Raw genomic sequence first — 25,158 nt, 5'->3', positions numbered from 1 at the left:
CCCGCAGAAGTAGGGTGGGCGGATGGCTCCGCGCTCCGGCATCCTCGGCACCCTGTCTCGACTTCTGCGCACGATCACCTCGACGAAGACCCCGTCGCGCGTCGCTGCGTCGGGGTCTTCGGCGTCGGGGGGCGCGGAATCGCGTGGCCCCGCAGGTTCGACCGCGACGATCGAGGTCGTGCCCCCTCCGGCGTCGAAGCTGCGCATCACGTACGCCCCTGCGATGGACGGTGATCCCGACGCCGGCGAGATCGTCTGGACCTGGGTGCCGTACGCCGAGAACGACGGTCGCGGCAAGGACCGGCCCGTGCTCGTCATCGGTCGCCAGAACGCCGATCGGGTCTATGCCGTGCGCCTCACGAGCAAAGGGCGCGACGGCGACCGCGACTATCTTCCGATCGGCTCGGGCCCGTGGGATTCGCAGGGCCGCCCGTCGTGGATCGACATCGACCAGCTGTACAGCGTGCATGCGTCGGGCCTGCGCCGCGAGGCATCCGCACTCGATCTCAATCGTTTCGCCGTCGTCGCGCGAGCGCTGCAGCAGCGCTACGGCTGGAGTGTCGGCTGACTGACCATAGGCGGCGTTCAGAGGGCCACAGGGGCGACTGAAGGTGACTGCGCCAGGTCAGCTGGCTATCCGCTGACCGTCCCGGGACTCGTCGTCGGCCCGCGACAGCGCGCGACGGCCCACGGTGATCCAGCTGAGCGAGCCCAGCACGGGGACGAACAGGATCACGACTGTCCAGACGACCGCCTGCGTCGCCGTGAGGCGAGAGGCAGCGCGCGCCAAGAGCACCAACCCGACGATCGTGAAGACGGTCACCGCGATCGCGATGACCGACCACGCGACGTCATACGAAGCGGGTAACAGCGGGTTGTGCTCGGAGCCCATGTACCGAACCTATCGGCACGTGACCGTCAGCGACCAAGAGGATTCGCAGTTGTGGCGGCCCCGGTCACGCGGCGTCCGTCGAGACGTCCGTCACGCCGCGGCCGGCGATCGCCCACGGGATTCACGAGGGGTGACCAGCAGAGTGCTGCCGCACTGGACTGCCGAGTGCGGTCTTTCGTTCTGCTCACCGCTCCAGCCTCGCACGGTGACCGTGGACGGACCTCAGTCGGGCGCTCGATGCCGCGCCGGGCGGGTTGCCGACCGGTGCGGGACCGAAAACCGAAGACCCCCGGAAGATCGAAATCTCCGGGGGTCTGATGGTGGGCGATACCAGACTCGAACTGATGACCTCTTCCGTGTGAAGGAAGCGCGCTACCAACTGCGCCAATCGCCCATGGCCCATTCAGGGCCGAGACTCGATGCTACCGGATACCGGGGGGTGTGAGCGAACGGGCCGGGCGCGACACGCTCGGGGTGTCACCGGTTTGGCGAGTCAGAATTCATGGGCTAAAGTTGCTCAAGTGCCCGGGGCAAACCGGGAACGCGGATGTAGCGCAGTTGGTAGCGCACAACCTTGCCAAGGTTGGGGTCGCGAGTTCGAGTCTCGTCATCCGCTCGAGTGCAGAGGTTCCCTTCGGGGAACCACGGCACGTGGGGTCAAACCACACGGTGGCGTGGCCGAGCGGCTAGGCACCGGCCTGCAAAGCCGTTTACACGGGTTCGAATCCCGTCGCCACCTCGCCTGCATAACTTAATAGCCCTTACGGGCGCGATTGGCGCAGCGGTAGCGCGCTTCCCTGACACGGAAGAGGTCACTGGTTCGATCCCAGTATCGCGCACAGACAAGAACCCCCGGCTTACCGGGGGTTTTCTGGTTTCCAGGTCCGATCCAACTCTCTGCGTGGGATTCACGTGGGGCATCGGTTGAGATGAGCGCGCGCGAGACGGCGCAGCAACCGATCAAGGAGACCGCAGTCGGCGCCGACGAACCTCGTCTCCGCGGGAGGACGACCCCGCCGGTGAGCCTGTGCCTCAGATGCTCTCAGGGCCTCCGTGGTGGGCGCGAAGCGACAGCATCGTCACCCGAATGGCCAACACCGAATTGTGGGGGTCACTTCAAGAGCCTCACCCGGATGACTCAACCAATATGCCGTGGCGACCGCCCTCGTTCGTCGTCAATGCGACGCGAGTAGGAGAGCATCCCATGAGTGACCGCTAGGCGGATCACGAGGTAAAGCAGCAGCAAGCCGATGATCAGCCCGAGCAGTGACGCCGCGATGTTGGCGACTGTCAGTAGCGCGAAGGTATCCGTCATGCCTGCGACCGTACCAACTTCGCCCGGCGCGTCACGGATGGACGCCACGCGAACACGGTCCGCGGATGTCCCGGCTCCCACGCAACCATCACAACCCGTCGTTCCGTGGGGGCGACCGCATGTCAGCGAGACACAACGAGATCGACATCATGACCATCATCGTCGCCGGGCAAGAGGCGGCTTCGGCAAGCTCGTCGGCGACAGTGTCAAGCACCCAGCATTGGGCGATCACGCCCCAGGAAACAGCGGAGAACGTCGGTCTCTGTGATCGGCTAGTCGCGGAGCATGAACGTTGACGACATCGCCATCAGCCCCACCGGTGCCGTGCGCAGACACCGACCGCCGCCTGTCGCATCAAGGCTGAGCCGTTAGGCTCGCACAGCGGCTGCGCCAAAAGCCGCCGTCATGACACCGAGTCCGTCGACCCCAAGCGACGGCACAGGGGGTAGGGATTTTGCGGACCATCACCAAGCCGTCCGTCGTCGCGGTTGCGGCGGCATTCGGGCTCGTCGCACTCACGGGGTGCTCGGGTGTCGCGGGCGGCCCTGGGGGGCCAGACGACCAATCCGTCGCCGACGCGTGTTCGCAGGCAGCGACATCGGTCGAGTCCGCACAGTCCGGGCTGTCGGACATCACGACCGAGGTCACGGCGGGCAACTTCTCGGTCGTCGCCGAGCAACTCCTCGACCTGCACGTGAACCTCGGTGAGACCGCGGAATCTCTCGGCAACGCCGACGTGCGCCGCACCCTCAACGCGTTGGCGAACAAGGTGGGCGACTTCGCCCGCATCTTCGAGGACGCACCCGACGGAGACCCGACGGCGATCGCCGACCGGGTCACCGAACTGCAGAGTGTGTCGAAGGAGGTCGCCATCGCCGGCCAGGCGATGAGCGAGCTCTGCAACTGAGCTCCGGGGGCTGAGCTGCCGGCTGCGCGGAATCCACCCGCCCGGGCCGGTAGCCTTTACGCACGCCCTCTTCTGGAGTTACTAGTGACTGACGCTGCCGCACCGTCCGACGTGGTTTACCCCGCCGATGGTTTCGCCCTGTTCCCCGATCGTTCCGTCGTCGCTCTGCGCGTCAACGGCGAGCTGAAAGACCTCGCCACCGTGGTGGACGAGACCGACGAGGTCGAGCCCGTCACGATCGAGAGCCCCGACGGACTCGCGATCCTGCGCCACTCGACGGCACACGTGCTCGCGCAGGCCGTGCAGCGTCTGCACCCGCAGGCGAACCTCGGCATCGGACCGCCCATCACCGACGGGTTCTATTACGACTTCGGCGTCGATGAGCCGTTCACCCCCGAAGACGTCAAGGCCATCAGCAAAGAGATGCAGCGCATCGTGCGCGAGGGGCAGCGGTTCACCCGCCGTGTCGTCACCGACGACGAGGCTCGGGCCGAGCTCGCCGACGAGCCGTTCAAGCTCGAACTGATCGGCCTGAAGAGCAGCTCTTCGACAACCGGAGCCGTCGAGGGCGCCTCGGTCGAGGTCGGGGCGGGCGAGCTCACGATCTATGACAATGTCAACCGCGACGGCGAGGTCGTCTGGAAGGACCTCTGCCGCGGACCGCACCTGCCGAGCACCCGCATGATCGGCAACGGCTGGGACCTCACCCGCATCGCCGCGGCCTATTGGCGCGGCAGCGAGAAGAACCCGCAGCTGCAGCGCATCTACGGCACCGCCTGGCCCACCAAAGACGAACTGCGCGCCTACCAGCACCGTCTGGAAGAGGCCGCCAAGCGCGATCACCGTCGCCTCGGCCGGGAGCTCGACCTCTTCTCTTTCCCGGATGAGATCGGGTCGGGTCTGTCGGTATGGCACCCGCGCGGCGGCATCGTGCGCGGCGAGATGGAGCAGCACGCGCGTCGCCGCCACATCGAGGGCGGGTACACCTACGTGTACACCCCGCACATCTCGAAGCAGGACCTCTTCCTGCAGTCCAACCACCTCGTCACGTACAAGGAGGGCATGTTCCCGCCCATCCACCTCGACGAAGAGCGGGATGCCGCGGGCGAGATCACCAAAGCGGGCATCGACTACTACCTGAAGCCGATGAACTGCCCCATGCACATCCTGATCTTCAAGGAGCGTGCGCGCAGCTACCGTGACCTGCCGATGCGGCTCGCCGAGAACGGCACGGTCTACCGCAACGAGCTCTCCGGCGCCCTGCACGGGCTCACGCGGGTGCGCGGCTTCACGCAGGACGATTCGCACCTGTTCGTCACGCCCGAGCAACTCGAAGCCGAGACGACCCGCGTGCTCGAGTTCGTCATCACGATGCTGCGCGACTTCGGCCTCGAGGACTTCGAGCTCGAGCTGTCGATGCGCGACGACCAGAAAGAGAAGTGGATCGGGTCGGACGAGTTCTGGGAGTACTCCACCTCGGCGCTTCGCAACGTCGCGCACTCGAGCGGGCTCAAGGTCACCGAAGTGCCGGGCGAAGCGGCGTTCTACGGCCCCAAGATCGATCTGAAGACGAAGGATGCCATCGGCCGCACGTGGCAGCTGTCCACCGTGCAGGTCGATGTGAACCTGCCCGAGCGCTTCGAGCTCGAGTACACCGACCGTGACGGGCAGAAGAAGCGCCCGATCATGATCCACCGCGCTCTGTTCGGCTCGATCGAGCGGTTCTTCGCGATTCTGCTCGAGCACTACGCCGGCGCGTTCCCCGTGTGGCTCGCTCCTGTGCAGGTCGTCGGCATCCCGGTCGCCGAGGACTTCGCCGACTATCTCGAGGATGTCGTCTCGTCTCTCACGGCAGCCGGCGTGCGCGCCGAGATCGACCGCAGCGACGATCGCATGCAGAAGAAGATCCGCAACCACACCACGGCGAAGGTTCCGATCATGCTGATCGTGGGGGAGCAGGACCGTTCCGCGGGCACCGTGTCGTTCCGATTCCGCGACGGCACGCAGCAGAACGGCGTGCCCATTGATGAAGCGGTGCAGCGGATCCGCGCCGCCGTCGACTCGCACGCCCTGGTCAACACGGCGGACGACCTGGCGTGAACGACGCGTCGGCAGGCTCGGAGACCGAGGGCGAGGACCGACTCGTCGACGCGGCGACGCTGCCCGGCACGCCCGACGAGTTCCAGCGACTGTGGACGCCGCACCGCATGGCGTACATCAACGCCGGACCCGAGCCGCTGCGCGACGTGTGTCCCTTCTGCGCCGCACCCGACAAGAGCGACGAAGACGGCCTCATCGTCGCGCGCGGCCGCACGGCGTACGTGCTGCTGAACCTGTTCCCGTACAACTCCGGCCACCTGCTCGTGTGCCCCTATCGCCACGTCTCGACGTACGACGAGGCGACGCCCGAAGAGGTCGCCGAGATCGGCGCGCTCACCCAGCGCGGGATGCGGGTGCTGCGCTCGGTGTCGCGCTGCGACGGCTTCAACCTCGGCATGAACCAGGGTCAGGTCGCCGGGGCCGGCGTCGAAGGCCACCTGCATCAGCACATCGTGCCGCGCTGGCGCTCCGATGCGAACTTCTTCCCGATCATCGCCAGGACCAAGGCTCTTCCGCAGCTGCTCGGCGACGTGCGCCGTACGGTCGCCGACGCGTGGGACGCCTGAGTCACCGCGACACGCACGACGCCGCCATCCACTGAGAAGACGGGCGCCCAGCGCGGGCGGGACCGCGCAGAGCTTCTGCTCAGCGCACCTGACGCGCCGTGAACTGCATGCGCGGGTGAGCGTAGAACTCCTGGGCTTCGACGAGCCGCAGCTCGCGGTCCTGCGCCTGGAGCGTGAGCGAGAGCAGGTCGAAGACACTGGATGCCGTGCGCTCGAGGGCGACCGCGGCATTCTTCTCGCGCAGGTAGTGGGCGGTGAACAGCGCCGCCGTGACATCGCCCGACCCGTTCGCCTTCATGGGCAGCAACGGGGTCTGCACGACCCAGGCGCCGGAGTCGTCGGCCACGAGCATCTCGATCGTGCCGTCTTCGCGGTCGGGGCGTTCGACGCTCGTCACGAGAACCGTCGAAGGGCCCATGGCGCGCGCCGCGTCAACCGCGTCGAGGGTCGAATCGATCGTGTCGGGGTGGGAGTCGGTGAGGAACCCGAGCTCGAACTGGTTGGGCGTGATGATGTCGGCGACCGGCACGACCCGCTCGCGCAGCAGCACGGGGATGGCCGGTGCCACGAAGCATCCGGACTTCGCGTTGCCCATGACGGGGTCGCACGCGTACACGGCGTTCGGATTGGCCGCCTTCACGCGCGCGACGGCGTCGATGATCACATCGGCGATGCCCTCACTGCCCTGGTAGCCCGACAGCACGGCGTCGATGCTCGAGAACACGCCGCGCTCTTCGATGCCGGTGATGACATCGCGAACGTCGTCGGGAGAGATCAGCGGCCCGCGCCACGCGCCGTAGCCCGTGTGGTTCGAGAAGTTGACGGTGTACACCGGCAGGACATCGACGCCGATGCGCTGCAGCGGGAACACCGCGGCCGAATTGCCGACGTGACCGTGGGCGACGGCGGACTGGATCGAGAGCACCTTCACGGGACGATCATGCCACCTCTCGTGCGGCCGACCGCACGCGTGCCGCGTCGATCGATGCCACCACATCGCGCGCCAGCGCGTCGGCGGACTGCTCGTCGAGGTCGTGCACCGTCAGTCGCAGTCGCCGCGATGGGCCGGTCGCCGCGAGCGCGAACTCGTCGCCCGCCCGGGCGAGCCAGCCGCGTCGCATCAGCTGCTCGACGACGGCGCGGGCCGGAACAGGCAGCTCGACCCACAGATTGAGTCCGTCGCCCGGTTCCGTCACAACGCCGTGTCGGGCCAGTCTCCGCGCGAAGTCGATGTTGCGTTTGGCGTAGTGCGCGCCGGCGCGTTCGATCGCCTGAGCGACCTCACCGTCACTGAGGAGCGCGTGCGTCAGCCGCTGCAGCAAGTGGCTCACCCATGTCGTGCCCGGGGTGAGCCGCATCGCGAGGCGCTCGGCGGTCTCGGCGTCGGACGCCGTCACCGCCAGGCACATGTCGGGACCGAGAAACTTCGAGACCGATCGAATGAGCGCCCAACGCCGATGCTCCGGTGCGATGAGCGAGTGATACGGAGCGCGCGACAGCATCGAGAAGTGGTCGTCTTCGATCACGAGCACATACGGATGCTGCGCCAGAACGTCGCGCAGCTGGGCCGCACGCTGCGCCGACAGGCTCGCCCCGGTGGGGTTCTGGGCCCGCGGCGTGCACACGATCGCACGCACGCCCTCGTCGAGGGCTGCGCGGAGTCCGTCGACCGTCATGCCCTCGTCGTCGACGGGAATCGGCACGGGGCGATAGCCGCCCAGGCGCACGGTGTGGATGCTCGCCAGGAAGCACGGGTCTTCCAGGCCCACGGCATCGTCGCGCGTGAGCGCCTGCGCGAGCAGCCGTTCGACGGCGTCGGCCGCGCCGCTCGTGATCGTGACGTGGATCTCTTCGCGGCCCGCGAGGCCATCGCTCATCCACGCGCGCGCCCACGCCTCGAGGCCCGGATCGACGACGGGCTCTCCGTACAGCACAGGGCGGCCGGTGACCCGGGCGAGCGCGCGGGAGACATCGGGGATGAGGTCGGGATCGGGGTTCCCGGTGGCGACATCGCGCAGCACGCTGTCGACCGCGAAGCCCTCCTGCGCGACGACGGAGCGGTCAGCGACGCGGGTGCCGGCACGGCCGCGCGCCTCGAGGACTCCGGACTGCGTGAGCTGGCGGTAAGCCGAGACGGCCGTGTTGCGGTTGACGCCGAGACGTTCGGCGAGCGCGCGCACCGGCGGAAGCGGATCGCCCGCGCGAAGCTCGCCCCGCTCGACGAGACCGCGCACGCTGTCGGCGATCTCGGCTGCCGTGGCGCCGCTGATAGCGAGGTCCATCCCGCCCCTTCCGACCACTCGATCCTACGTGGGGGACATGCTAGCTTTTGGCCTAGGTCAATCAATCGATTGGCTGCACTTACCCCAGGGGGACCAGATGTCGACTGCCGCCACCGGAACCGACCGCGTCAAGCGCGGACTCGCCGACATGTTGAAGGGCGGCGTCATCATGGACGTCGTCAACGTCGAGCAGGCGCGGATCGCCGAAGACGCCGGCGCCGTCGCCGTCATGGCGCTCGAGCGCGTGCCCGCCGACATCCGTGCGCAGGGTGGCGTGTCGCGCATGAGCGATCCGGACATGATCGACGGCATCAAGGCCGCCGTCTCGATCCCGGTCATGGCCAAGGCGCGCATCGGGCACTTCGTCGAGGCGCAGGTGCTTCAGGAGCTCGGCGTCGACTACATCGACGAGTCCGAAGTGCTCTCGCCCGCCGACTACGTGAACCACATCGACAAGTGGCCCTTCGCCGTGCCGTTCGTGTGCGGCGCGACGAACCTCGGCGAGGCCCTCCGCCGCATCAACGAGGGTGCTGCCATGATCCGTTCGAAGGGCGAAGCCGGAACGGGCGACGTCTCCGAGGCGACGAAGCACATCCGCACCATCTCGGGCGAGATCAATGTGCTGCGCTCGATGACCAAGGACGAGCTGTACGTCGCGGCGAAGGAGCTGCAGGCGCCGTACGACCTCGTCGCCGAGATCGCCGAGACCGGCCGGCTGCCCGTCGTGCTGTTCGTCGCCGGTGGTGTCGCGACCCCCGCGGATGCCGCCATGATGATGCAGCTCGGCGCCGACGGTGTGTTCGTCGGCTCGGGCATCTTCAAGTCGGGCAACCCGGCCGAGCGCGCCGCCGCGATCGTGAGGGCGACGACGTTCTTCGACGACCCGAAGGTCATCGCCGACGTGTCGCGGGGCCTCGGCGAAGCCATGGTCGGCATCAACGTCAGCGACCTTCCGGCTCCGCATCGCCTCGCGGAGCGGGGCTGGTGACGGAGGACGCATGAAGGTCGGGGTGCTCGCGCTGCAGGGAGATGTGCGCGAGCACGTCGGCGTGCTGGAGGGGCTCGGCGCCGAGGTCGTCCGCGTGCGCCGGCGCGACGAACTCGCCGGGGTGCGCGGGCTCGTGATCCCCGGCGGCGAGTCCAGCGTCATGGACAAGCTCGCCCGCGCGTTCGGCCTGCGCGAACCCCTCCGCGAAGCGATCGCGGGCGGCATGCCCGTGTACGGCACGTGCGCGGGCCTGATCATGCTCGCCGACCGCATCACGGGTGCGATCGACGGTCAGCAGTCCCTCGGCGGGCTCGATATCACCGTGGCCCGCAACGCCTTCGGCAGTCAGATCGACTCGTTCGAGACCGCACTCGCCGTCGACGGGTTCACGGGCCCGCCCGTGCACGCGACGTTCATCCGGGCACCGCTCGTGATCGATGTCGGCGAGAACGTGCGCGCGCTCGCATCATTGCCCGACGGGGGAGTCGTCGCCGTCGAGCAGGGCGCGTTGCTCGGCACATCGTTCCACCCGGAGGTGAACGGCGACTCCCGCTTCCACGAGCGCTTCCTCGGACACGTGCGAGCGGCGTGACGCTCACGCCGCGGTCGGCACCGTCTCGATGAGGCGCTCGATCGCCGCGAGCGTCCTGTCGATGTCGTCGTCGGTCGTCGCCCACGACGACATCGAGCAGCGCAGCGTCGCGCGGTCGTCCCACTCGGCACCGGTGAGCGCCGCCGTCCCGTCGGCGAGGATCGCGGCACCCAACCGGCGCGTCGCCTCGTCGTGCTCGAGGTGGAACATCACTTGGGTGTACGCCACCTCGTTGACGACGGTGACCCGCGGCATCCGTCGCAGACCCGTCTCGAGGCGCACCGCGTTGCGGTGCAGCCGATCGACGAGGTCGGCGACGCCGCGGCGACCGAGACTGCGCAGCGCCGCCCACGCCGGCACGCCGCGCGCGCGGCGCGACAGCTCGGGATTCACGTCCCACGGGTCAAGGCTCGTGTACATCAGGTAGTCGCCGCCCGTGCGGAACAGCGCGATCGCATCGGCGGGGTCGCGGATGATCGCCATGCCGCAGTCGTACGGCACGTTGAGCGTCTTGTGTGCGTCGCTCGTCCACGAGTCGGCGCCTTCGACGCCATCGGTGAGTGAGCGCAGGGAGGGCGAGGCAGCCGCCCACAGGCCGAACGCGCCATCGATGTGCACCCACGCGTCATGCGCTCGGGCGAGCGGAACGAGCTGCGCGAAGGGGTCGAACGCCCCCGTGTGCACTTCACCCGCCTGCAGGCACACGATCGTCGGGATGCCGCGCGCATCCTGCAGCGCCGTGGACAGCCCGTCGGGCAGCATCCGCCCCTCACGGTCGGCGGGCACCACGACGAGCTCATCGGCTCCGATGCCGCAGAAGCGTGCAGCGCGGTCGACGGAGCCGTGCCGCTGTTCGCCCACGATGAGCCGGACCTCTGGCGCGCCGCGCAGCCCTTGACGCGTGAGATCCCACCCGGCCCGGCGCAAAACGGCGTGCTGAGCGGTGGCGAGGCAGACGAAGTTCGACACTTGCGCGCCTGTGACGAATCCGACGGCCGCATCGACGGGCAGCCTGAACAGCTCGCACATCCAACGCCCCGCGATGCGCTCGAGCGCGACGGTCGCGGTCGTCATCGTGCTCGAGCCGGCGTTCTGGTCCCACGCCGAGACGAGCCAGTCGGTCGCCAAGGCGGCGGGGAGGGTTCCGCCGATCACGAAGCCGAAGAATCGGCCCCCCGGAATCGCGACGAGTCCGGGGTCGGCCCGCTCGGCGAGGTCGGTCACGAGTTCGGCGGCATCCTGACCCTCATCCGTCAGCGCGCCGCCGAAGACGGCGAGCATGTCGTCGAGACTCGCGCGCGGCCACACGGGCCGCTCATCGAGCGAGTCGAGGAATCGGGATGCCGCTTCATGAGCCGCCTCGAGGGCGCGCGCCCGGTCGTCCATGCCTCGAGTGTCCTCCCGCTTCGAGTCGCGGGCAACGGGACCCGTAGAATCATCTGCATGTCCGGCCACTCCAAGTGGGCGACGACCAAACACAAGAAGGCCGTCATCGACGCCCGTCGTGCCAAGTCGTTCGCCAAGCTCATCAAGAACATCGAGGTCGCCGCCAAGCTCGGCGGCGCTGACCTCGCAGGCAACCCGACGCTGTACGACGCGGTACAGAAGGCGAAGAAGACCTCTGTCCCCAACGACAACATCGACCGCGCCATCAAGCGCGGTGCGGGTATCGGCGGCGAGTCCATCGAGTACCTGTCGATCATGTACGAGGGCTACGGGCCCAACGGCGTGGCGCTCATGATCGAGTGTCTGACCGACAACAAGAACCGCGCCGCCGCCGAGGTGCGCACGGCGCTGAGCCGCAACGGCGGCAACCTGGCCGATCCCGGCAGCGTCGCGTACAACTTCACGCGCAAGGGCGTCATCGTCGTGTCCGGTGAAGGCGTGTCCGAAGACGACGTCATGCTCGCCGTGCTCGACGCGGGGGCCGAAGAGGTCGAACCGCACCCGCAGGGGTTCCAGGTCGTCACCGAGCCGACCGACCTCGTGACGGTCCGCACGGCGCTTCAGGACGCCGGTATCGACTACGAGTCGGCCGACATCGAGTTCGTTCCCAACCTCAAGGTCGAGATCGACGCCGACACGGCACGCAAGGTGTTCCGAGTGATCGACGCACTCGAAGACAGCGACGACGTGCAGAACGTCTTCAGCAACTTCGACCTGAGCCCCGAGGTGCAGGCCGAGCTCGAATCCGACGACTGATCCGACGGATGCCACCACCCGGGCGCGCCTCGGTGGTGCGGGTCGCGCGCTCGCTTAGCGTGGAGCGGTGACCTCTTCCTCTGCGCGTGGCGTACTGCGAGTCCTCGGGATCGATCCCGGTCTCACGCGGTGCGGTATCGGCGTCGTCGACGTCGCGCGCGACCGCTCGGCCACGCTCGTGCACGTCGGAGTCGTGCGCTCAGCGCCCACAGACCCGATCGAGACGAGGCTCGCGGCGATCGCCGCCGGCATCCGCGCCGTCGTCGATCGGCATTCCCCGGCTGTCATCGCGGTGGAGCGCGTGTTCGCGCAGCAGAACCTGCACACCGTCATGGGAACGGCTCAGGCGAGCGGCATCGCCCTGCTGGTCGCGGGGGAGCGCGGACTGCCCGCCGCGACACACACTCCGAGCGAAGTGAAGGCCGCCATCACCGGCTACGGCAGCGCCGACAAGCGTCAGGTGCAGACGATGGTGGCCCGCATCCTCCGGCTCGACGAGCTGCCCAAGCCCGCCGACGCCGCCGACGCCCTCGCGCTCGCCCTCTGCCACGCGTGGCGCGGTGGACCTGTCTCGGGCACGTCGGCGCCGCTCACCCCCGCGCAGCGCGCGTGGGCAGACGCCGAGCGTGTCAGCCGCCGATAGCGTGTCGGTCGAACATAGATCCGAATCCGCACATAGGCTCGGCTCATGATCTCCTCGCTCCGCGGCACCGCTGTGCACGTCGACACCGATGCCGTCGTGGTCGAGGTCGGGGGAGTCGGCTTCGCAGTCGCCGTGACACCTCAGATCGCGCGCAGCACGGCGGTCGGTGCCGAGATCATGCTGCACACGACGCTCATCGTGCGCGAAGACGCCCTGTCGCTCTTCGGCTTCGAGACGCGCGAAGACCTCGCCGTCTTCGGACTGCTGCTGGGCGTGACGGGCGTCGGCCCGAAGTCCGCGCTCGGCGTGCTGTCGACGCTGACCGTCGGGCAGATCGCGGATGCGGTCGCCGTCGAGGACGACGCGCCGTTCCGACGGGTGTCGGGCATCGGCCCCAAGACCGCCAAGCTCATGGTCGTGCAACTGGCCGGCAAGATCGATGCCCTCGCGGCCACACGCCCGTCGACGGGCGCCGTCGCCGATGCGGGCATCCCCACGCAGGTCGTCCAGGCCCTCGTCGGCCTGGGATGGTCGGAGCGCGTCGCGACCGAGTCGGTCGCGACCGTCGCCGAATCAGCGAGTGACACCGACCGCGCGTCGGTGCCGATTCTGCTGAGGCTCACGCTCGCGGCCCTGGGCCCGGCACGGAAGGAGCCCGTCGGTGGATGATCTGAGAGACACCGATGAGCCCGTAGACGAGGGCGAGCTCGCGATCGAGGGCGCCCTTCGCCCGGCGTCCCTTGCGGAGTTCGTCGGCCAGCAGAAGGTGCGCGGTCAGCTTCAGCTGCTGCTCGACGCGGCGCGCATGCAGCAGCGACCCGCTGACCACATCCTGCTGTCGGGTCCGCCCGGGCTGGGCAAGACGACGCTCGCCATGATCGTCGCCCACGAGAGCGCACGGCCCCTGCGTCTGTCGAGCGGACCGGCGATCCAGCACGCGGGCGATCTCGCGGCGCTCCTGTCGAGCCTGACTCCCGGCGAAGTCCTCTTCATCGACGAGATCCACCGCATGGCGCGTTCGGCCGAAGAGATGCTGTACCTCGCGATGGAGGACTTCCGCATCGACATCATGGTGGGCAAGGGCGCCGGCGCCACCAGCATCCCTCTCGATCTCGCACCCTTCACGCTCGTCGGCGCGACGACGCGATCGGGTCTCCTTCCCAACCCCCTGCGCGACCGATTCGGCTTCACGGCGCACCTGGAGTTCTACGAACCCCACGAACTGGAGCGGGTACTCGAGCGCTCGGCGCCGATGCTCGGCATCCAGCTGCCCGCGACCCCGCGCGCCGAGATCGCCCGCCGCTCGCGCGGAACACCGCGTATCGCCAACCGTCTGCTGCGCCGTGTGCGGGACTACACGGTGGTCCACGGCGACGGCGCCGCCGCGGATGCCGCGACCGTCGACGCTGCGCTCGACCTCTACGACGTCGACGCTCTGGGGCTGGATCGCCTCGACCGCGCGGTCCTCGACGCGCTCGTAGGCCGGTTCGGAGGCGGGCCCGTGGGCCTCAGCACCCTGGCTGTCGCCGTCGGCGAAGAGCCGGACACCATCGAGTCCGTCGTCGAGCCGTATCTCGTCCGGATCGGCTTCATGGGACGCACTCCGCGCGGCCGCGTCGCGACGCCCGCCGCCTATAACCACCTCGGCACGCCACGCGACTCCGCGGTCCTCGGCTTCAATGACCTATAATCACTGAAGGCTTCTCGCCTACATCCCCTGCAAGGCATCGGCGCCGTGGCGCACGCCTGACCCGAAAGGCACCCCGCCCCATGGAATTCGGTCTCTTCTTCCAGCAGTACGGCCTCATCGTGCTGCTCATCCTGCTGCTCGTCTTCATGTTCTGGAGCTCGCGCCGCCGCATGCAGAAGCAGAAGTCGGAGCAGGAAGAAAAGGCCCGCCAGACCGTTCCCGGCGCCGAGGTGCTGCTGCAAGGCGGCCTGTACGGAACCGTCGTCGAATACGACGGCGAGAACCTCGACCAGCCGGCGATCGTGTCGATCGCTCCCGGCGTCGACATCAAGGTGCACAGCCAGGCGATCCTTCGCGTCGTGAACCCGACCGAGGGATTCGTCACGGAAGACGACTTCATCGAAGCTGAGGAGTCCGAGGCCGAGTACGAGGCGGCCGTCGCCGATGGAGACATCTCCTCGATCAGCGACGACCGCGCCCGCAGGGCCAGCGACGAGTCGCAGCCGGGCAACGAAGACAAAAAGCCCGAGGCCTGACCGGCCCTTCGCGGCCATCCCCCCGAGAGAAGCGAATAACCGTGGCGACATCCACCCCTGTCCGGCACGCCTGGCGCGCGCTCATCGCGCTCGTCGTGACGACAGCCGTCCTATTCGGCATCAATGCACTGGGCGTTTACGTCTTCACTGACGAAGACGGCAAGGGTCAGAGCTCCTGGAGCCCCGACCTGGCGCTCGACCTTCAGGGGGGAACGCAGATCGTCCTGCAGGCACAGACGCCTGACGGCTCCGCGCCCACCGAAGAGCAGATGAACCAGGCGGTCACGATCATCCGCCAGCGCGTCGACGCTTCCGGCGTCGGCGAGGCCGAGGTCGGCACACAAGCCGGCAACCAGATCGTCGTCCAGATCCCGGGCGAGGCCGATGACGAGACACGTGCACGCATCGAGGCGTCCGCGCAGCTCCAGCTGCGCGCCGTGCTCGTAGCGGGCGCCCCCGCGAACACGTTCGTCGGAGAAGACGGCGAATCGACGCCGTACCCGACCCCGGACCCGACGCTCGGAGCGACGCCCACGGTCGAGCCGACCAACGGCAGCGACACGAACTGGATCACGCCCAAGCTCGAGGCCGAGTTCATGGCCTACGACTGCGCGAACCCGACGAACGACCCGGCCAACGCCCCCAAGGACGAGCCGCTCATCACGTGCGACCCGTCCGGGTCTGCGAAGTACCTCCTCGGTCCGGTCGAGCTCGACGGCTCGTCGATCTCGGATGCGACGTTCGGCCTGCAGCAGACCGACGGCCGCTGGGCGGTCAACCTCGTCTTCAACCGCGAGGGCACCAAGACCTTCGGCGAGATCAGCCAGCGCCTCTACGGTGCGCAGCCGCCGCAGGACCAGTTCGCGTTCGTGCTCGACGGCTACATCCTGTCGGCGCCGTCGATGAACGGCGTCATCATGGACGGCAAGCCCAGCATCACGGGCAGCTTCACGCAGGAAACGGCCAAGACGCTCGCCGACCAGCTCAAGTACGGCGCGCTGCCGCTCAGCTTCGAGGTCGTCAGCTCGAACACGATCTCGGCGACGCTCGGTTCGCAGCAGCTCGAGATCGGGCTCATCACGGGTCTCATCGGCCTCATCCTGGTGGCGCTGTACTCGCTCATCGTCTACCGGGCGCTCGGCACCGTGATCATCGCCTCCCTGCTCGTCATGGGTGTCCTGACCTACGTGATGCTCTGCATCCTGGCGTGGCGCATGGGCTTCCGCCTGTCGCTGGCCGGCGTCGCGGGTGTGATCGTGTCGATCGGCTTCACGGCGGACTCGTTCATCATCTACTTCGAGCGAATACGAGATGAGCTGCGAGACGGGAAGTCGATCACGGGCGCAGTCGAGGACGGCTGGTCGCGCGCGAAGCGCACGATCTACATCTCGAAGTCGATCAACATCCTCGCCGCTGTCGTGCTGTACATCCTCGCCGACGCGACCGTGAAGGGCTTCGCGTTCACGCTGGGCCTCACGACCATCATCGACGTCTTCATCTTCATCCTCTTCACACACCCCGTCATGCAGCTGCTGGCGAGGACGAAGTTCTTCGGCGAAGGTCACCCGCTGTCGGGCATGGACCCCGCGGCTCTCGGTGCGGTCTACCGCGGACGCGCGCAATTCCGTGCCCCGGTCTCCGCGACGAGCAAGACACCTGCGGGCAGGCGGGCGGTCAAATCCCGGTCCGAAGCCGTGCGCCGCCAAACCATCGCAGAACGCCGACAAGCCGCCGAACTCGCTTCCCGCGACGCCTCGAAACCCGGCCCGAACGTCAAGGAAGCAGGCGACTGATGCGCAGCATGAGCGAGCTCGGCAACGACCTCTACACCGGCAAGACATCCTTCCCGTTCGTCGGGCGGCGCAAGCTGTGGTTCATCATCGCGGCTGTGCTCGTGATCGGATCGGTCCTCGTGCCGTTCATCCGGCCCGTGCAGTTCTCGATCGAGTTCACGGGTGGATCGCAGTTCACCGTGTCGGGGCTGTCCAGTCCTGAGCAGTCGCTGGCAACCGATGCCGTGCACACGGTGGTGCCCGGCGCAACGACCAAGGTCACGACGATCGGCGACACCGCCGTGCGCGTGCAGACCGACCAGATGACCGAGGCGGAGACCCGCGCCGTCACCGTTGCTCTGGCCGACGAGTTCGACGTTCCCGAGAGTGAAGTGACGGCGTCCTTCATCGGCCCCACCTGGGGTGCCGATGTGACCCGTCAGTCGCTGTGGGGACTCGCGATCTTCCTCGCCCTGACCTTCATCATCCTCGCGCTGTACTTCCGTACGTGGAAGATGTCGGTCGCCGCGATCATCGGCGTCCTCGATGTGCTCGTCGTCACGGTCGGCATCTACGCGGCCTTCGGCTTCGAGATCTCGCCCGCCGCCGTCATCGGCTTCCTGACGATCCTCTCCTATGCGCTGTACGACACCGCCGTGGTGTTCGACAAGATCAAGGAGAATACGAACGAAGACGGGGAAGTGTCCGGCCGAACATTCGGCGAATCGGTCAACCTCGCGGTGAACCAGACCTTGGTGCGCTCGATCAACACGACCGTCGTCGCGATTCTGCCGACCGGCGCGATCCTGTTCATCGGCTCGCTCTGGCTCGGCGCGCAGACCCTCACGGATATCTCGCTGTCGATCTTCGTCGGAACCATCGTCGCGGCTTACTCGACGATCTTCGTCGCCTCGCCTCTCTACTCGCTGATGCGCGAGAAAGAGCCGGCGATCGCGGCACGCGACGAGCGTGTTCTGGCGGCGCGTGAACTGGCGGGCGTCCCCGCCTGACCCTTTCGCCCGTTCCGCGGGCTTAAGATGGCAGGTCGGGGGAGGGAGGTCGATCGCATGGCGGAGACGCTCCCTCCTGCCCACCCGTCGTCGCTGCGCCGACTCGTCCCGCGCATCTTCTCGCGGGCCGCCCGACGCGACGACGTCGAGAAGCTTCTGCGCACGGTGCGGACGAACCACCCCAAGGGTGACCTCTCGATCATCGAGCGGGCCTACGGGGTCGCTGCCGACGCGCACCGCGACCAGAAGCGCCAGAGCGGTGAGCCGTACATCACCCACCCGCTCGCCGTCGCGCAGATCCTGGCCGACATGGGCCTCGGCCCGAAGGCGATCGCGGCCGCACTGCTGCACGACACCGTCGAGGACACCGGCTACGCGCTGGACACCCTCGCGGCCGAGTTCGGCGACGAGGTCGCGATGCTCGTGGACGGCGTCACGAAGCTCGACAAGGTCAAGTACGGCGACAGCGCGCAGGCCGAGACCGTACGCAAGATGATCGTCGCGATGTCCAAGGACATCCGCGTCCTGCTCATCAAGCTGGCCGACCGACTTCACAACGCCCGGACGTGGGGGTTCGTGCCGACCCATAAGGCTGCCAAGAAGGCGACGGAGACGCTCGAGATCTACGCGCCGCTCGCGCACCGCCTCGGCATCCAGACGATCAAATCCGAGCTCGAGGACCTGTCTTTCGCCGTCCTGCACCCGAAGATCTACGCCGAGATCGACTCTCTCGTGCGCCAGCGCACCCCGCAGCGCGAACAGTACGTGCAGAACGTGATCGACGCCGTCGACGCAGATCTGCGAGATCTGCGCATCCGCGGCCGCGTCATGGGCCGCCCCAAGCAGCTGTACTCGGTGTACCAGAAGATGATCGTCCGCGGTCGCGAGTTCGACGACATCTACGACCTCATCGGCATCCGGATCCTCGTCGGCAGTGTGCGCGACTGCTACGCCGTGCTCGGTTCCATCCACGCACGGTGGACGCCGCTGCCTGGCCGGTTCAAGGACTACATCGCCACGCCGAAGTTCAACCTCTACCAATCGCTGCACACGACGGTCATCGGCCCCGGCGGGCGCACGGTCGAGATCCAGATCCGCACGAACGAGATGCACCAGCAAGCCGAGTTCGGCGTCGCCGCGCACTGGAAGTACAAGGAGCGGATGAACGGCGGCAAGGCTGATGCCAAGTCGCTCGACACCGACATGGCTTGGCTCGCGCACATCTCGGACTGGCAGGCCGAGACCGCCGACCCCGGTGAGATCCTCGATTCGCTGCGGTTCGAGATCGGCGCGAAAGAGGTGTACGTCTTCACCCCCAAGGGTCGGGTGATCGGACTCCCCGCCGGCGCGACTCCCGTCGACTTTGCCTACGCCGTGCACACCGAGATCGGTCACCGCACGATGGGCGCCAAGGTGAACGGGCGGCTCGTTCCCCTCGAGACGACGCTGAAGAGCGGCGACGTCGTCGAGGCGTTCACGTCGAAGAACCCCGACGCGGGCCCCAGTCAGGACTGGCTCGGCTTCGTCACGAGCACGCGGGCGCGCAGCAAGATCCGCGGATGGTTCACGAAGGAGCGGCGCGAGGAAGCGATCGAGCAGGGCAAGGAATCCATTGCGCGCGCGATGCGCCGGCAGAACCTGCCGTTGCAGCGCCTGATGAGCCAGGATTCGTTCACCGAGGTTGCGCAGCAGCTGCGCTACGAAGACGTCTCGGCGCTGTACGCCGCCGTCGGCGAAGGCCACGTCTCGACGCAGTCGGTGATCGAGAAGGTCACGGCGCTCATCAACGTCAACGACACCGCGACTGGCCCCATCGATCTGCCGCAGCTCGGGCGCGCCCGCGCGCCGCGCGGCGGCGACTCCGGCATCCTCGTTCGCGGCGCACCCGACATCCTCGTCAAGCTCGCCAAGTGCTGCACGCCGGTGCCCGGCGACGAGATCATGGGATTCGTGACGCGGGGAAGCGGCGTCTCCGTGCACCGCGCCGACTGCACCAACGTCGCCTCGCTCACACAGGACGCCGAGCGCCTCATCGATGTCGAGTGGGCCCCGACGTCGAAGAGCGTCTTCCTCGTGCAGATCCAGGTCGAGGCCCTCGACCGCGCGGGCCTGCTCAGCGATGTCACCCGTGTTCTCAGCGAGCATCACGTCAACATCCTGTCGGCGACCGTCACCACCTCGAACAACCGCCTCGCGATCAGCAGGTTCGTCTTCGAGATGGGGGACATCGTCCACCTCGACCGGGTCCTCAATGCGGTGCGCCGCGTGGATGCGGTCTATGACGTCTACCGCGTCACGTCGTCCTGACCGAGCGCGCGCAGGCGCTCTCGCCCGACCTTCTTGTGCGGCACCCCCGCGTGCTGCGCGAGCCACGTGTCCGCCTCGTGGACGGCTTCAGGCCTGTCGCCGGCGAGTGCCCGGGCAGCCGCTGCGTGGGCGTCGTCATCGACGCGTACGAGGTCGGCGAGCGTGCGCCCCGGCGTCGTGACCCAGACGCCGCCGATCAGCTGCAGATCTTCTGCCGCTACGGCGGGGTCGCGATAGAGGAGTCGCACGTCGATGACGGCGTGCAGCCGTCGACGGGTCGCGCGCTGGACCGTGTGCCGGGCGGGTGGCGCGGTGATCACGCCGTGCACCCAGGCGGCCGTGAGGTGGGTCGCCGCGAGCGTCTCACCGAGGATGCCGCGCAGGGATCCCGCCCGCAGGGCCGCAGTCTCGACGGCATCCGCCGGGATGAACGCGTCACCGAGTTCGACGACGTGCCCATCGAGCCTCGCGGCAGACAGCTCGGCCTCGGACAGCCGGCCGCCGGGGAAGTACAGAAACGGCGAGCTCATGACGGAAGTGTGTCTGACCCAGACGCCGGTCCTGACGCAGATCGGCCCGGTTGTGGACAACCGGGCCGATCTGGAGGTGCGGGAGGTTCGCTCAGCCGCCGAGTGCCTTGAGCCAGCCGCGACGCGCTTCGAGCGCTTCGGTCGCCTTCGCGATCGCACGCTTGTCGCCCGACACGTTCGCGGCGTCGAGCTCCTGCTCGAGCTTCTCGATCGCGTCCGTGAGCTGACGCGTCATGTCGTTCGCGCGCGCCTTGGTCTCGGGGTTGTTGCGCTTCCAGTCGGCCTCTTCGCGCGTGCGCAGGGCCTGCTCGATCTTGCGCAGGTCGTCATCGAGGCCACGCTCAGTGTCGCGGGGGAACACGCGCCCGATGTCGTCCCACCGCCGCTGGATGCTCGTGAGCGCCGCGCGGGCCTTCGCGATGTCGGGCTCATCGGCGATCGTCTTGGCTTCGACGAGCAGTTCGCGCTTCGCCTCGATCTTCTCGCGCGATGCTTCGATGTCGGCGGCTTCGCGCTCGCCTCGCGCCGAGTAGAGCGCGTCTCCGGCGGCCTTGAAGCGTGCCCACAGGGCGTCGTCGGCCTTCTTGCCCGCACGGCCGGCAGTCTTCCACTGGTCGAGCAGCTCGCGATACGCCGCGATGCCGTCCTCACCCTTGGGCGCCAGGGCCTCGGCGCGCTCGATGAGCTTCGTCTTGCGCTCGCGCACCTCTTTGTGGGAGTCGTCGAGCTGCGCATAGAACTCGCGGCGGTGCTTGTCGACCGTCGAACGCGCGTCGCGGAAACGCTTCCACAGCTGCTGCGCGGTCGACTTCGGCAGACGCGGGGCGTTCTGCTGCTGCGACTGCCACTGCTCGAACAGATCGGCCATGTCAGCCGATGCCTGCTTCCACTGCACCGTCTTGGGGTCGCGGGCCGCGAGCGTCTCGGCCTGCTCGACCAGGGTCGTGCGGGCGCGTACGGCCTCATCGACAGCCTGACGTGCAGCGGCGGCTTCCGTCGCGGATGCCTCCGAGAGAGCCTCGGTGAGCGCGCCGAGGCGTGCTGCGAGACCGGCGAGGTCGCCGACGGCCGCGGCGTCTGTGGTGCGGGCGAGCAGAGCGCGGGCGGCCGAACGCAGGTCGGAGGCCGAAGCCCCGCCCCGGCGGTGGCGTGCTTCGAGCAGCGACACCTCGCCCGCGAGATCTGTGTACTTGCGCTCGAAGTATGCGAGAGCTTCGGCGGGGGTGCCGTCGGGGTACTGACCGACGATGCGCCATCCCGCGGCTTCTCGCACCGAGACCGTGCCGTCGTCGTCGACGCGCCCCCAGGGCTCGCCGCCCGCAGCGGACGCCTCTGCGTCTGCAAGGGGCTTGGCGGGCGCCGCAGCGGCCGGCGGCGCCGGCACAGCGCGCGGGCGCGGCGTGGGGATGGGCGACGGGGCGGGTGTCGCGGCCTCACCGGCGGGCTCCGCAGGTGCCTCGGCGTCAGCGGCGGGTGCCGCCTCGGCTTCCGGCTCCGCAGGTGCCTCGGTGTCAGCGGCGGGTGCCGCCTCGGCTTCCGACTCCGCAGCGGGCTCGGCGTCAGCGGCGGGTGCCGCCTCGGCTTCCGGCTCCGCAGCGGGCTCGGCGTCAGCGGGCGGTGCCGCCTCGACGTCGGAGGTCGGAGTCGCCTCGGCGCCGGGGACCGGCGTCGTGTCGTCTTCGGGGGACAGGGGAGTGGGCTCTGCGTCGGCAGTCACGGGTTGCACCTCATCGCGGCCTCGCCGCCTGTGGGGGATGGACGCGTCAAGCCTAGTACGCGAGCTTCATCGCACGACGTCTCGACAGCGGTGTTCTCGGGTCAGGGTGTGGAGGTCGGCTCGGGCTCGGGAAGCTCCGTGTCGACGGGCTCGGGAACGGGGGTCTCGGATCCGACCGGGTCGGGCAGCGTCGGCAGCGCCGGCGGCGTCGTGATCGACGTCGGCTCGGGCTCAGGCACCGGCACACCCGGCCCGACGGTGAAGTAGAGAGTCTGTACGACGACGATCGCGACGATGGCGAGTCCGCCGCCGATGCCGGCGATCAGATTGTCGCGTGTGCGGCGACGGGTCTGACTCTCATGAAACGCCTGACGCGCCTGGTACACCCGCGACCGTTCGCGCGTTTCACGCGCACCACGGTCCTTTCCCACGCTGGACACGGGACCTCCTTTTCCGGGTGAGCCCCGGGCCGGGACGATCCTATTCAGAACGCAGGCCCACGGCAAAAGACGTGTGCGACGAACAGGCCCCATGTCGGTCGACGCGATTAGCCTGGACAGGTGACTGTGCCCCCTCCGACCGCGCTCTTTCAGGGTCAGACGCCCCTCGCGGTGAGGATGCGACCGACCTCGCTCGATGAGGTCGCCGGTCAAGGACATCTCCTCGCGCCCGGCTCGCCCCTGGTCACCCTCGCCGATTCCGAGGCGTCGACGCGCGCTGCGACGTCGGTGATCCTGTGGGGCCCGCCCGGCACCGGAAAGACGACGCTCGCGCAGGCGATCGCCCGGTCGTCGGGGCGGCGCTTCGTCGAACTCTCCGCGGTCACCGCCGGCGTGAAAGACGTGCGTGAGGTCATGCAGGACGCACTGACGCAGCGCGATCTTTACGGCAACTCGACGATCCTGTTCCTCGACGAGATCCACCGCTTCACGAAGGCCCAGCAGGACGCACTGCTGCCGGGCGTCGAGAACGGCTGGGTCGTGCTGATCGCCGCGACGACCGAGAATCCCTCCTTCTCGGTGATCTCGCCGCTGCTGTCGCGCTCGCTCCTGCTGACGCTGCGCCCTCTCACCGACGATGATCTGCGGATGCTGCTGACCCGGGCAACGACCGACCCTCGGGGCCTCCACGGTGCGGTCACACTGCCCGATGAAGCCCGCGACGCGATCGTGCGCCTCGCGTCGGGCGACGCCCGCCGGGCTCTCACGACGCTCGAGGCCGCGGCATCCCTCGCGATCGAGACGAACAGCGACGCCGACGCTCCGACCATCACACCCGACCACATCTCGCAGGCCGTCGATCGCGCCCTGCTGCGCTACGACCGGCAGGGTGACGAGCACTACGACGTCATCAGCGCGTTCATCAAGTCGATCCGCGGCTCCGACGTCGACGCGTCGCTGCACTATCTCGCGCGCATGATCGAAGCGGGCGAAGACCCGCGCTTCATCGCACGCCGCCTCATCATCTCGGCGGCAGAAGACATCGGGCTGGCCGACCCGCACGCGCTGCCGCTCGCGGTCGCCGCCGCCGACGCCGTTCAGTTCATCGGCATGCCCGAGGGGCGCATCCCGCTGGCCGAGGCGACGGCGTATCTCGCGACGACGGCGAAATCCAACGCCGCGTACAGCGCCATCGACAAGGCGATCGCCGATGTCCGCGCGGGCGGATTCGGACGTGTACCGGCCCATCTGCGCGACGCGCACTATCCCGGCGCGAAGCGTCTCGGGCACGGCAAGGGGTATCGATACCCGCACGCCGCCGAGATCGGCATCGTGGCGCAGCAGTATCTGCCCGACGAGCTCCGCGGGCGCCGTTACTACGAGCCGAAGGCGCTCGGCGCCGAGCGCGATCTGCAGGCGCGTCTCGAGAAGATCCGCCGGATCCTCGACGGGGAGTGACTCCGGAATGAGCGGCGCAACCGCCGCGTCGCCGGGCTGGTAGACTTGACCGGCTTGAAACCGAGTTTTCGGGCATCCCCACCCTCTTGACCGACCTTCCGGTGTGCCCCGACGTGCACATCGCCAGGGCGAGGAGCGGGAGATACGTCCGTGAGCCGTGAAAGACACGGCCACGTCTTCGGAAGGCAATCATGGCTTCGAAAGCCCAGGACCGCCGCAAGGTCCGCCTCTCGCGCGCTCTCGGCATCGCGCTGACCCCCAAGGCCGCCAAGTACCTCGAGAAGCGTCCGTACGCTCCGGGAGAGCACGGCCGCACCAAGCGCAAGCAGGACAGCGACTACGCCGTTCGTCTTCGCGAGAAGCAGCGTCTGCGCGAGCAGTACAACATCCGCGAAGCGCAGCTGCGCATCCAGTTCGAAGAGGCCCGCCGCAAGGACGGCCTGACGGGTGAGAACCTCGTCGAGCAGCTCGAGATGCGTCTGGACGCGCTCGTCGTGCGTGCTGGCTTCGCCCGCACCATGGCACAGGCTCGCCAGCTCGTCGTGCACCGCCACATTCTCGTCGACGGCCAGCTCGTCGACCGCCCGTCGTTCCGCGTGAAGCCGGGTCAGCTCATCCACGTCAAGCCGAAGAGCGAGGCGCTCGAGCCGTTCCAGGTCGCCGCCGCCGGTGGACACGCCGAGGTCCTTCCTCCCGTGCCGCCGTACCTCCAGGTCGACCTCGACAAGCTGCAGGCCCGTCTCGAGCGTCGCCCCAAGCGCGCCGAGGTGCCCGTCGTCTGTGACGTCCAGCTCGTCGTCGAGTACTACGCCGCGCGCTGACGTCACGTCGTCAGTACCGCACGAAGGGCGCCGGGGAATCCCGGCGCCCTTCGTCGTTTCCGCCTACGATGGACCCAGCCGCGACTCGCGGCGTTCGCGAGAGAATGGTCACATGAAGAACCTGCTGTGGTTTCTGCTCGGCATCGTGAGCGGCTTCATCGCCGCGCACCTCGTCAACAAAGACCCGCGTGGCCAAGAACTGCTCGCCGAGGTCGATACGCGCATCACCGAATTCACCGATCGCATGGGCGATGCCTACCGCGATCAGGAATCGCGGATAGCGGAACTCGTCTCCGACACCGCATCGGCTGTCGCAGACTCCGCTCGTTCGACCTCCGACTGACCACCCACCACGAACCGTCGACGGTGACCCGGCCGCCGACGTTTCCG

At 68.2% G+C, this 25,158-nt stretch carries 25 protein-coding genes and 4 tRNA genes; 20 read left to right on the top strand and 9 right to left on the bottom strand.

The features are described from left to right. Nucleotides 1–22 precede the first annotated feature (22 nt). Complete coding sequence (locus AC25YV_RS07180; protein WP_488123150.1) at nucleotides 23–568, top strand: type II toxin-antitoxin system PemK/MazF family toxin; 546 nt, start codon at nucleotides 23–25, stop codon at nucleotides 566–568. A 57-nt stretch (nucleotides 569–625) separates the two neighbouring features. Here AC25YV_RS07180 and AC25YV_RS07175 read toward each other — a convergent pair whose 3' ends face one another. After that, nucleotides 626–892 (bottom strand): PLDc N-terminal domain-containing protein, encoded by a 267-nt coding sequence (locus tag AC25YV_RS07175; protein ID WP_488123149.1) that lies wholly within the window; start codon nucleotides 890–892, stop codon nucleotides 626–628. 318 nt (nucleotides 893–1,210) lie between these two features. Further along, nucleotides 1,211–1,286: transfer RNA gene (locus AC25YV_RS07170), tRNA-Val, on the bottom strand. A gap of 149 nt (nucleotides 1,287–1,435) precedes the next feature. Here AC25YV_RS07170 and AC25YV_RS07165 point away from each other — a divergent pair. The 3 genes from AC25YV_RS07165 (at nucleotide 1,436) to AC25YV_RS07155 (ending at nucleotide 1,731) form a co-directional block, all read left to right on the top strand. Next, nucleotides 1,436–1,508: transfer RNA gene (locus AC25YV_RS07165), tRNA-Gly, on the top strand. A gap of 52 nt (nucleotides 1,509–1,560) precedes the next feature. Then, nucleotides 1,561–1,631 (top strand) — tRNA-Cys (locus AC25YV_RS07160). A 28-nt stretch (nucleotides 1,632–1,659) separates the two neighbouring features. Beyond that, a tRNA-Val gene (locus tag AC25YV_RS07155) sits at nucleotides 1,660–1,731 on the top strand. 299 nt (nucleotides 1,732–2,030) lie between these two features. On the opposite strand, the gene AC25YV_RS07150 is transcribed toward AC25YV_RS07155, so the two are convergent. Then, a complete protein-coding gene (locus AC25YV_RS07150) occupies nucleotides 2,031–2,207 on the bottom strand; it encodes a hypothetical protein (RefSeq protein WP_488123148.1) in 177 nt (58 codons plus the stop codon). 454 nt (nucleotides 2,208–2,661) lie between these two features. Between AC25YV_RS07150 and AC25YV_RS07145 the strand changes: the two genes are divergently transcribed. The 3 genes from AC25YV_RS07145 (at nucleotide 2,662) to AC25YV_RS07135 (ending at nucleotide 5,780) form a co-directional block, all read left to right on the top strand. After that, nucleotides 2,662–3,114 carry a hypothetical protein gene (locus AC25YV_RS07145; protein WP_488123147.1) on the top strand — a complete coding sequence of 151 codons (453 nt, stop codon included), beginning with the start codon at nucleotides 2,662–2,664 and terminating at the stop codon, nucleotides 3,112–3,114. 84 nt (nucleotides 3,115–3,198) lie between these two features. After that, nucleotides 3,199–5,214 carry a threonine--tRNA ligase gene (thrS, locus tag AC25YV_RS07140; protein ID WP_488123146.1) on the top strand — a complete coding sequence of 672 codons (2,016 nt, stop codon included), beginning with the start codon at nucleotides 3,199–3,201 and terminating at the stop codon, nucleotides 5,212–5,214. Further along, nucleotides 5,211–5,780: an HIT family protein gene (locus AC25YV_RS07135; protein ID WP_488123145.1), complete on the top strand. Its 570-nt coding sequence runs from the start codon at nucleotides 5,211–5,213 to the stop codon at nucleotides 5,778–5,780. Before thrS ends, AC25YV_RS07135 begins: the two co-directional genes overlap by 4 nt. A gap of 79 nt (nucleotides 5,781–5,859) precedes the next feature. Here AC25YV_RS07135 and pdxY read toward each other — a convergent pair whose 3' ends face one another. Then, the gene (pdxY, locus tag AC25YV_RS07130; protein ID WP_488123144.1) at nucleotides 5,860–6,711 is read right to left on the bottom strand and encodes a pyridoxal kinase PdxY; all 852 of its coding nucleotides are present in this window, start codon (nucleotides 6,709–6,711) and stop codon (nucleotides 5,860–5,862) included. A gap of 7 nt (nucleotides 6,712–6,718) precedes the next feature. Beyond that, a complete protein-coding gene (locus AC25YV_RS07125) occupies nucleotides 6,719–8,062 on the bottom strand; it encodes an aminotransferase class I/II-fold pyridoxal phosphate-dependent enzyme (RefSeq protein ID WP_488123143.1) in 1,344 nt (447 codons plus the stop codon). Between the two features lie 97 nt (nucleotides 8,063–8,159). On the opposite strand from AC25YV_RS07125, the gene pdxS reads away from it, so the two are divergent. After that, the gene (pdxS, locus tag AC25YV_RS07120) at nucleotides 8,160–9,050 is read left to right on the top strand and encodes a pyridoxal 5'-phosphate synthase lyase subunit PdxS (RefSeq protein ID WP_488123142.1); all 891 of its coding nucleotides are present in this window, start codon (nucleotides 8,160–8,162) and stop codon (nucleotides 9,048–9,050) included. A gap of 10 nt (nucleotides 9,051–9,060) precedes the next feature. Then, nucleotides 9,061–9,642 (top strand): pyridoxal 5'-phosphate synthase glutaminase subunit PdxT, encoded by a 582-nt coding sequence (gene pdxT, locus AC25YV_RS07115; protein ID WP_488123141.1) that lies wholly within the window; start codon nucleotides 9,061–9,063, stop codon nucleotides 9,640–9,642. A 3-nt stretch (nucleotides 9,643–9,645) separates the two neighbouring features. Here the strand turns inward: pdxT and AC25YV_RS07110 are convergent, their stop codons facing one another. Beyond that, the gene (locus AC25YV_RS07110; protein ID WP_488123140.1) at nucleotides 9,646–11,028 is read right to left on the bottom strand and encodes a pyridoxal phosphate-dependent decarboxylase family protein; all 1,383 of its coding nucleotides are present in this window, start codon (nucleotides 11,026–11,028) and stop codon (nucleotides 9,646–9,648) included. 57 nt (nucleotides 11,029–11,085) lie between these two features. Here AC25YV_RS07110 and AC25YV_RS07105 point away from each other — a divergent pair, with 57 nt between their 5' ends. The 8 genes from AC25YV_RS07105 (at nucleotide 11,086) to AC25YV_RS07070 (ending at nucleotide 19,802) form a co-directional block, all read left to right on the top strand. Further along, complete coding sequence (locus AC25YV_RS07105; RefSeq protein WP_488123139.1) at nucleotides 11,086–11,844, top strand: YebC/PmpR family DNA-binding transcriptional regulator; 759 nt, start codon at nucleotides 11,086–11,088, stop codon at nucleotides 11,842–11,844. Between the two features lie 67 nt (nucleotides 11,845–11,911). Next, entirely contained in the window at nucleotides 11,912–12,487 is a 576-nt protein-coding gene (gene ruvC / locus AC25YV_RS07100) for a crossover junction endodeoxyribonuclease RuvC (protein WP_488123138.1), read from the top strand. 45 nt (nucleotides 12,488–12,532) lie between these two features. After that, nucleotides 12,533–13,156 carry a Holliday junction branch migration protein RuvA gene (gene ruvA, locus AC25YV_RS07095; RefSeq protein ID WP_488123137.1) on the top strand — a complete coding sequence of 208 codons (624 nt, stop codon included), beginning with the start codon at nucleotides 12,533–12,535 and terminating at the stop codon, nucleotides 13,154–13,156. Next, nucleotides 13,149–14,177 carry a Holliday junction branch migration DNA helicase RuvB gene (ruvB, locus tag AC25YV_RS07090; RefSeq protein ID WP_488123136.1) on the top strand — a complete coding sequence of 343 codons (1,029 nt, stop codon included), beginning with the start codon at nucleotides 13,149–13,151 and terminating at the stop codon, nucleotides 14,175–14,177. Before ruvA ends, ruvB begins: the two co-directional genes overlap by 8 nt. An 80-nt stretch (nucleotides 14,178–14,257) precedes the next feature. Then, nucleotides 14,258–14,713 carry a preprotein translocase subunit YajC gene (locus AC25YV_RS07085; protein WP_488123135.1) on the top strand — a complete coding sequence of 152 codons (456 nt, stop codon included), beginning with the start codon at nucleotides 14,258–14,260 and terminating at the stop codon, nucleotides 14,711–14,713. 41 nt (nucleotides 14,714–14,754) lie between these two features. Continuing rightward, on the top strand, nucleotides 14,755–16,506 hold the full coding sequence (gene secD / locus AC25YV_RS07080) for a protein translocase subunit SecD (RefSeq protein WP_488123134.1): 1,752 nt from the start codon (nucleotides 14,755–14,757) through the stop codon (nucleotides 16,504–16,506). Further along, nucleotides 16,506–17,495, top strand: a complete 990-nt coding sequence (gene secF / locus AC25YV_RS07075; protein WP_488123133.1) for a protein translocase subunit SecF — start codon at nucleotides 16,506–16,508, stop codon at nucleotides 17,493–17,495. The genes secD and secF overlap by 1 nt, the downstream gene beginning before the upstream one ends. 57 nt (nucleotides 17,496–17,552) lie before the next feature. After that, complete coding sequence (locus AC25YV_RS07070) at nucleotides 17,553–19,802, top strand: RelA/SpoT family protein (protein ID WP_488123132.1); 2,250 nt, start codon at nucleotides 17,553–17,555, stop codon at nucleotides 19,800–19,802. Here AC25YV_RS07070 and AC25YV_RS07065 read toward each other — a convergent pair. The 3 genes from AC25YV_RS07065 to AC25YV_RS07055 all read right to left on the bottom strand — a co-directional run bounded on the left by AC25YV_RS07065 (nucleotide 19,781) and on the right by AC25YV_RS07055 (nucleotide 22,489). After that, nucleotides 19,781–20,332, bottom strand: a complete 552-nt coding sequence (locus tag AC25YV_RS07065; RefSeq protein ID WP_488123131.1) for a type IV toxin-antitoxin system AbiEi family antitoxin — start codon at nucleotides 20,330–20,332, stop codon at nucleotides 19,781–19,783. The genes AC25YV_RS07070 and AC25YV_RS07065 overlap by 22 nt on opposite strands. Before the next feature lie 91 nt (nucleotides 20,333–20,423). Then, a complete protein-coding gene (locus AC25YV_RS07060; protein WP_488123430.1) occupies nucleotides 20,424–21,605 on the bottom strand; it encodes a DUF349 domain-containing protein in 1,182 nt (393 codons plus the stop codon). 545 nt (nucleotides 21,606–22,150) lie between these two features. Beyond that, nucleotides 22,151–22,489, bottom strand: a complete 339-nt coding sequence (locus AC25YV_RS07055) for a dioxygenase (protein WP_488123130.1) — start codon at nucleotides 22,487–22,489, stop codon at nucleotides 22,151–22,153. Nucleotides 22,490–22,615: 126 nt separating this feature from the next. Between AC25YV_RS07055 and AC25YV_RS07050 the strand changes: the two genes are divergently transcribed. The 3 genes from AC25YV_RS07050 (at nucleotide 22,616) to AC25YV_RS07040 (ending at nucleotide 25,111) form a co-directional block, all read left to right on the top strand. Beyond that, the gene (locus AC25YV_RS07050) at nucleotides 22,616–23,947 is read left to right on the top strand and encodes a replication-associated recombination protein A (RefSeq protein WP_488123429.1); all 1,332 of its coding nucleotides are present in this window, start codon (nucleotides 22,616–22,618) and stop codon (nucleotides 23,945–23,947) included. Nucleotides 23,948–24,138: 191 nt separating this feature from the next. Further along, on the top strand, nucleotides 24,139–24,768 hold the full coding sequence (rpsD, locus tag AC25YV_RS07045) for a 30S ribosomal protein S4 (RefSeq protein WP_488123129.1): 630 nt from the start codon (nucleotides 24,139–24,141) through the stop codon (nucleotides 24,766–24,768). Between the two features lie 112 nt (nucleotides 24,769–24,880). After that, nucleotides 24,881–25,111 (top strand): ATPase, encoded by a 231-nt coding sequence (locus AC25YV_RS07040; protein WP_488123128.1) that lies wholly within the window; start codon nucleotides 24,881–24,883, stop codon nucleotides 25,109–25,111. The last annotated feature ends 47 nt before the right edge of the window (nucleotides 25,112–25,158 follow it).

The organism is Microbacterium sp. Y832, assembly GCF_057669765.1.
The sequence above is the reverse complement of the archived record's forward strand: the minus strand, read 5'-3'. Positions and strand labels throughout refer to the sequence as shown.

Coding starts and splice junctions, on each gene's coding strand:
- AC25YV_RS07175 (WP_488123149.1), bottom strand. CDS start 892: ATGGGCTCCGAGCACAACCCGCTGTTACCCGCTTCGTATGACGTCGCG.
- AC25YV_RS07150 (WP_488123148.1), bottom strand. CDS start 2,207: ATGACGGATACCTTCGCGCTACTGACAGTCGCCAACATCGCGGCGTCA.
- rpsD (WP_488123129.1), top strand. CDS start 24,139: ATGGCTTCGAAAGCCCAGGACCGCCGCAAGGTCCGCCTCTCGCGCGCT.
- AC25YV_RS07105 (WP_488123139.1), top strand. CDS start 11,086: ATGTCCGGCCACTCCAAGTGGGCGACGACCAAACACAAGAAGGCCGTC.
- ruvA (WP_488123137.1), top strand. CDS start 12,533: ATGATCTCCTCGCTCCGCGGCACCGCTGTGCACGTCGACACCGATGCC.
- secF (WP_488123133.1), top strand. CDS start 16,506: ATGCGCAGCATGAGCGAGCTCGGCAACGACCTCTACACCGGCAAGACA.
- pdxS (WP_488123142.1), top strand. CDS start 8,160: ATGTCGACTGCCGCCACCGGAACCGACCGCGTCAAGCGCGGACTCGCC.
- AC25YV_RS07085 (WP_488123135.1), top strand. CDS start 14,258: ATGGAATTCGGTCTCTTCTTCCAGCAGTACGGCCTCATCGTGCTGCTC.
- AC25YV_RS07110 (WP_488123140.1), bottom strand. CDS start 11,028: ATGGACGACCGGGCGCGCGCCCTCGAGGCGGCTCATGAAGCGGCATCC.
- AC25YV_RS07125 (WP_488123143.1), bottom strand. CDS start 8,062: ATGGACCTCGCTATCAGCGGCGCCACGGCAGCCGAGATCGCCGACAGC.
- AC25YV_RS07070 (WP_488123132.1), top strand. CDS start 17,553: ATGGCGGAGACGCTCCCTCCTGCCCACCCGTCGTCGCTGCGCCGACTC.
- pdxT (WP_488123141.1), top strand. CDS start 9,061: ATGAAGGTCGGGGTGCTCGCGCTGCAGGGAGATGTGCGCGAGCACGTC.
- AC25YV_RS07065 (WP_488123131.1), bottom strand. CDS start 20,332: ATGAGCTCGCCGTTTCTGTACTTCCCCGGCGGCCGGCTGTCCGAGGCC.
- AC25YV_RS07040 (WP_488123128.1), top strand. CDS start 24,881: ATGAAGAACCTGCTGTGGTTTCTGCTCGGCATCGTGAGCGGCTTCATC.
- AC25YV_RS07180 (WP_488123150.1), top strand. CDS start 23: ATGGCTCCGCGCTCCGGCATCCTCGGCACCCTGTCTCGACTTCTGCGC.